The 3,900-nt window shown below is 29.1% G+C and carries 2 protein-coding genes and 2 rRNA genes; 3 read left to right on the top strand and 1 reads right to left on the bottom strand.

The features are described from left to right. Together OXH55_RS19790 and rrf are read left to right on the top strand one after the other, a co-directional pair. A 23S ribosomal RNA gene (locus OXH55_RS19790) occupies nucleotides 1-87 on the top strand; the annotation flags it as partial. A 45-nt stretch (nucleotides 88-132) separates the two neighbouring features. Continuing rightward, nucleotides 133-249: ribosomal RNA gene (gene rrf / locus OXH55_RS19785) — 5S ribosomal RNA — on the top strand. An 83-nt stretch (nucleotides 250-332) separates the two neighbouring features. Here the strand turns inward: rrf and phnD are convergent. After that, nucleotides 333-2,075: a phosphate/phosphite/phosphonate ABC transporter substrate-binding protein gene (gene phnD / locus OXH55_RS19780; protein ID WP_268051876.1), complete on the bottom strand. Its 1,743-nt coding sequence runs from the start codon at nucleotides 2,073-2,075 to the stop codon at nucleotides 333-335. 186 nt (nucleotides 2,076-2,261) lie between these two features. Between phnD and OXH55_RS19775 the strand changes: the two genes are divergently transcribed. Continuing rightward, nucleotides 2,262-3,491, top strand: a complete 1,230-nt coding sequence (locus tag OXH55_RS19775) for an NAD(P)/FAD-dependent oxidoreductase (protein WP_268051875.1) — start codon at nucleotides 2,262-2,264, stop codon at nucleotides 3,489-3,491. The last annotated feature ends 409 nt before the right edge of the window (nucleotides 3,492-3,900 follow it).

Genomic DNA, 3,900 nt, shown 5'->3' with positions numbered 1-3,900 from the left:
TGGAAGACTACCAGGTTGATAGGTTGGAGGTGTAAGTGCAGTAATGCATTCAGCTGACCAATACTAATAGGTCGAGGGCTTGATCAAATAATTAAATTCACTGTGCAATTTTGAGAGAACAAATTCTTTCAATCTGGTGGTTATGGCTTGAAGGTAACACCCGTTCCCATACCGAACACGAAGGTTAAGCTTCAAAGCGCCGATGGTACTGCACTGGAGACGGTGTGGAAGAGTAGGTTGCTGCCGGGTAAGTTTAAAGCACTAAGCAAAGGCTTAGTGCTTTTTTATTTTTTTTGTAAAAATAATGCTTCCTATTCAGGAAGCATTATAGTTTATTTATCTAATTGTCTAATAATATTATATCTTTCATCAGTAGCTTCAATAAATCCAGTTATAGGAGAAGTTAAATTATTATTATTTTTAAATGCTAAGAAAGCTGCCTTTAATTTATCATAGAGAGCTTTATCAAAATTAGGACTTGTAGCTAGAGCATCTTTAGGAATATCTTCAGTTTTAGCAACGATATTTAATTGGCTAATATCAATACCTAGCTTAGAGGCGTTATCAAAAGCTTCATTATATGTTGCTCCACCATCAATTTCTCCTGATAACACTCCTTTTATAACATTATCGTGACTTCCCATAAAGGATACTTTATTAAATATAGTATCTGGATTTAAACCATTTTGTTCAAATATGTGTCGTGCATAAAGATAACCTGAAGCACTATTGGCATCTACATAACCAAAATTTTTATTTATCAAGTCTTGTATATTTGTTATATCATTATTTTTATTTGTAATTATAAAACCATTATATGTAGCTTTTCCATGAACTTTAGGCGTTACTATAGGAATTATTCCTAATTTTTTATTAGCAGTTACATATGCAAAAGGAGAAAACCAACCTATATCAATTATTCCACTTTGAATACCTCTACTCAATTCATCATAACTTTTAACAATAATAGTTCTAGCTTTATACCCTATATCAGTACAGACTTTTTCTAAAACAGGCATGTACATTTTTTTTATATTTTCAGGGGATGTAAAAGGATTTATACCAAATATTATTTCATTATCCTTTTTTAATTTAACAGAATGACTTTGAATTTTATCTGCCATACTTGCTAGTTCTGAGCAGAATTTTAATACATCTCTGTTTTTATCTTCTTGAATATCTATCATTTTAATAGAGTCTTCTGTTACATTATTGGTTTCTTCTACAGCAACTGCTACCATGTTTAAAGAACTTTGTATTTCATTTGATGTTGTCATTTGAGTATTAGAAATATCTTTTAAGCTGTTCATAGAGTCTTTGGTATTTTTCACAATATTTTGAACGTCTGAAATAGCATTAGCCGCAGATATAGATACTGTTTTGACATTATCAATTTCTGCTACAGAATTTTCAATAGCTTTATTAGAGGTTTCAACTTCTGATAAAATTTCTTTAACAATCTGCTCTATTTCTGATACAGCACCATCAGTTTCTTCAGATAATTTTCTTATTTCATTGGCTACTACAGAAAATCCTTTTCCAGCTTCACCAGCACGAGCTGCTTCTATTGAGGCATTTAAAGCTAGTAAATTAGTTTGGCTTGAAATTTTCTTTATATAATCCACAAAATTATATATTTTTTTCGATGAATGTTGAAATTGAGTATTACTCTTAGCAGCATTATGAATCTCTTTATTTAAATCCATTACGTAATTAGTGATATTAGAAAGAGTTTGTCTATTTTTATCCAATATTTCAAATGACTTTATAGAATCTTTTTCAACTTGTATAATCTCACTATTTAATTTTTGAGATATTTCCATAAATGCATTAATTCCTGCATTGATTTCTTGTACATTTGAAGTGTTTTGTAGGTTATAAGTAGCTATTTGTTTAGAAATATCAACTAATTTTTCGAAGGTTTTCATACTATCTTCAGATATCCATAATAATTGCTGGATATCAAAACTCAAGTTTTCAAATATAGTAAAGATTTCTTCATATGTATTATGATTTTCTACATTAACTTGTTTATTTTCAATAATATTCTGTTTTCTTTTTGCAAAGTTAAACATAATAATTCACCTACTTAATTATTTTTTATTTCATAAATTTACAATTATATATATATTATACCATGATTAATAAAAACAAGTAATTATTCTAATACAAAAATTCATTTAAGAGTAGGCATAGGTTTGTTAATAAATACAAATAATAATCAAGTATATAATTAATGTTATGAGCGAGGAGGAAGAGATGTGAACTTAGTTTCTGGAGATTTATATTGGACTAATATAAACAGAATTCCTAATAAGTATACGTATTTAAGTGAAGATGTAAATTATGATGTGGTAATAGTTGGAGGAGGTATAACTGGAGCTTTATGCGCCTATTATTTTGCTGAAGCTGGTATTAAGGTAGCGGTAGTGGAAAAAAATATAATTGGATATGGAAGTACAAGTGCGTCCACATCTATATTGCAGTATGAAATAGATAATAATCTAATTGGGCTTAAAGGATTAGTTGGTTTAGATAATGCAGTGAAGGCTTTTAAATTGTGTAATAAAGCTGTATATGATATTGAGAATATAATAAATAATTTAGATGACAAGTGTGATTTTATTCTTGGACAATGTTTATATTATACAAATAAAACTGCTGACATATATATGTTAGAACAGGAATTTGAATTAAGAAAGCAATATGGATTTGATGTAGAATTTTTAGATGAAAATACAGCTAAAGATAAGTTTTCTTTTCCTATGAAAGCAGCAATTTATTCAAGAAGTGGAGCGGCAGGAATTAATCCTTATAGATTTAGTCATGCGCTTATAGATTACGCAGTAAAAAAAGGTGCTGTTGTCTATGAGAATACGGAAATTACAAATACTTATTCAGAAAATGATGGAGAAGTTTTGATTACAAGAAATGGTTTTAAAATAAGAGCTAAAAAAATATTAGTTGCACAAGGATTTGAGGCAAGAAAATATGTAGAGAAAAATGTTGCAAAATTTACTAGAAGCTTTACTCTTGTGACAAAGCCTATAAAAGATTTTAACGGATGGTATAATAAGTGCATCATAAGGGATACAAATAAGATGTACACTTACTTAAGAATAACTGGGGATAATAGAGTAATGATTGGGGGAGAAGATTTAGAGGTGGGAGGAGAACGAAGCAAAGTATCTAACTTATGTAATGAGGATTCTGTAGCTAAAGAAAAATATAAAATCTTAGAAGACAAGTTAAGAAATATGTTTCCTAATATTAAAGATATTGAAATTGAATATAAGTTCAGTGGATTGTTTGGAGAAACCAAGGATAGCCTACCATATATAGGAGTATACGATGATCTACCAAATTATTATTTTTGTATGGGATATGGCTCTAATGGTATTATATATAATGTAATTGGGGCACAATTATTAAGAGATTTACACCTAGGAAAAAATCCGCCAGAACTAAATATATTTAGCTTCAATAGATAGTAAAACTTAATACTTGATATAGAAAGTAAAAGGTTATTGATAATTATAAGTTATCAATAACCTTATTTTTTTGAAGGTCAGGATGATTATATTAAGTATACTCATCCTTGTGTATCAGCATGAGAATGATGTAGAAAAATGAAGAGAAAGAGAAAAAAAATAATATAATCTAATATGGTGAAACATATTTTGGTATAGGGGTTTAGGATTTATGATAAGATATTCCTTGTCGTCGCGAGAGTGGCGATGAGGAAACAACAAAGTATGAATTTAAGGGATTTAAGAAAATTCAAAAGATTCAAAAAAGTTGTTGACAAAGAAAAGTTCAGGTGATATACTGAATAAGCTGTCGCAAGGCGGCGATAAAAAATTTGGTCTTTGAAAATTAAACAGAAGTAAGGAAACACAG

This window comes from Clostridium ganghwense (assembly GCF_026735165.1).
GTDB lineage: Bacteria > Bacillota > Clostridia > Clostridiales > Clostridiaceae > Clostridium_H > Clostridium_H ganghwense.
The sequence above is the reverse complement of the archived record's forward strand: the minus strand, read 5'-3'. Positions and strand labels throughout refer to the sequence as shown.

Excerpts from the sequence above, each read along its gene's own strand:
- phnD (WP_268051876.1), bottom strand. The coding sequence starts at position 2,075 with ATGTTTAACTTTGCAAAAAGAAAACAGAATATTATTGAAAATAAACAA.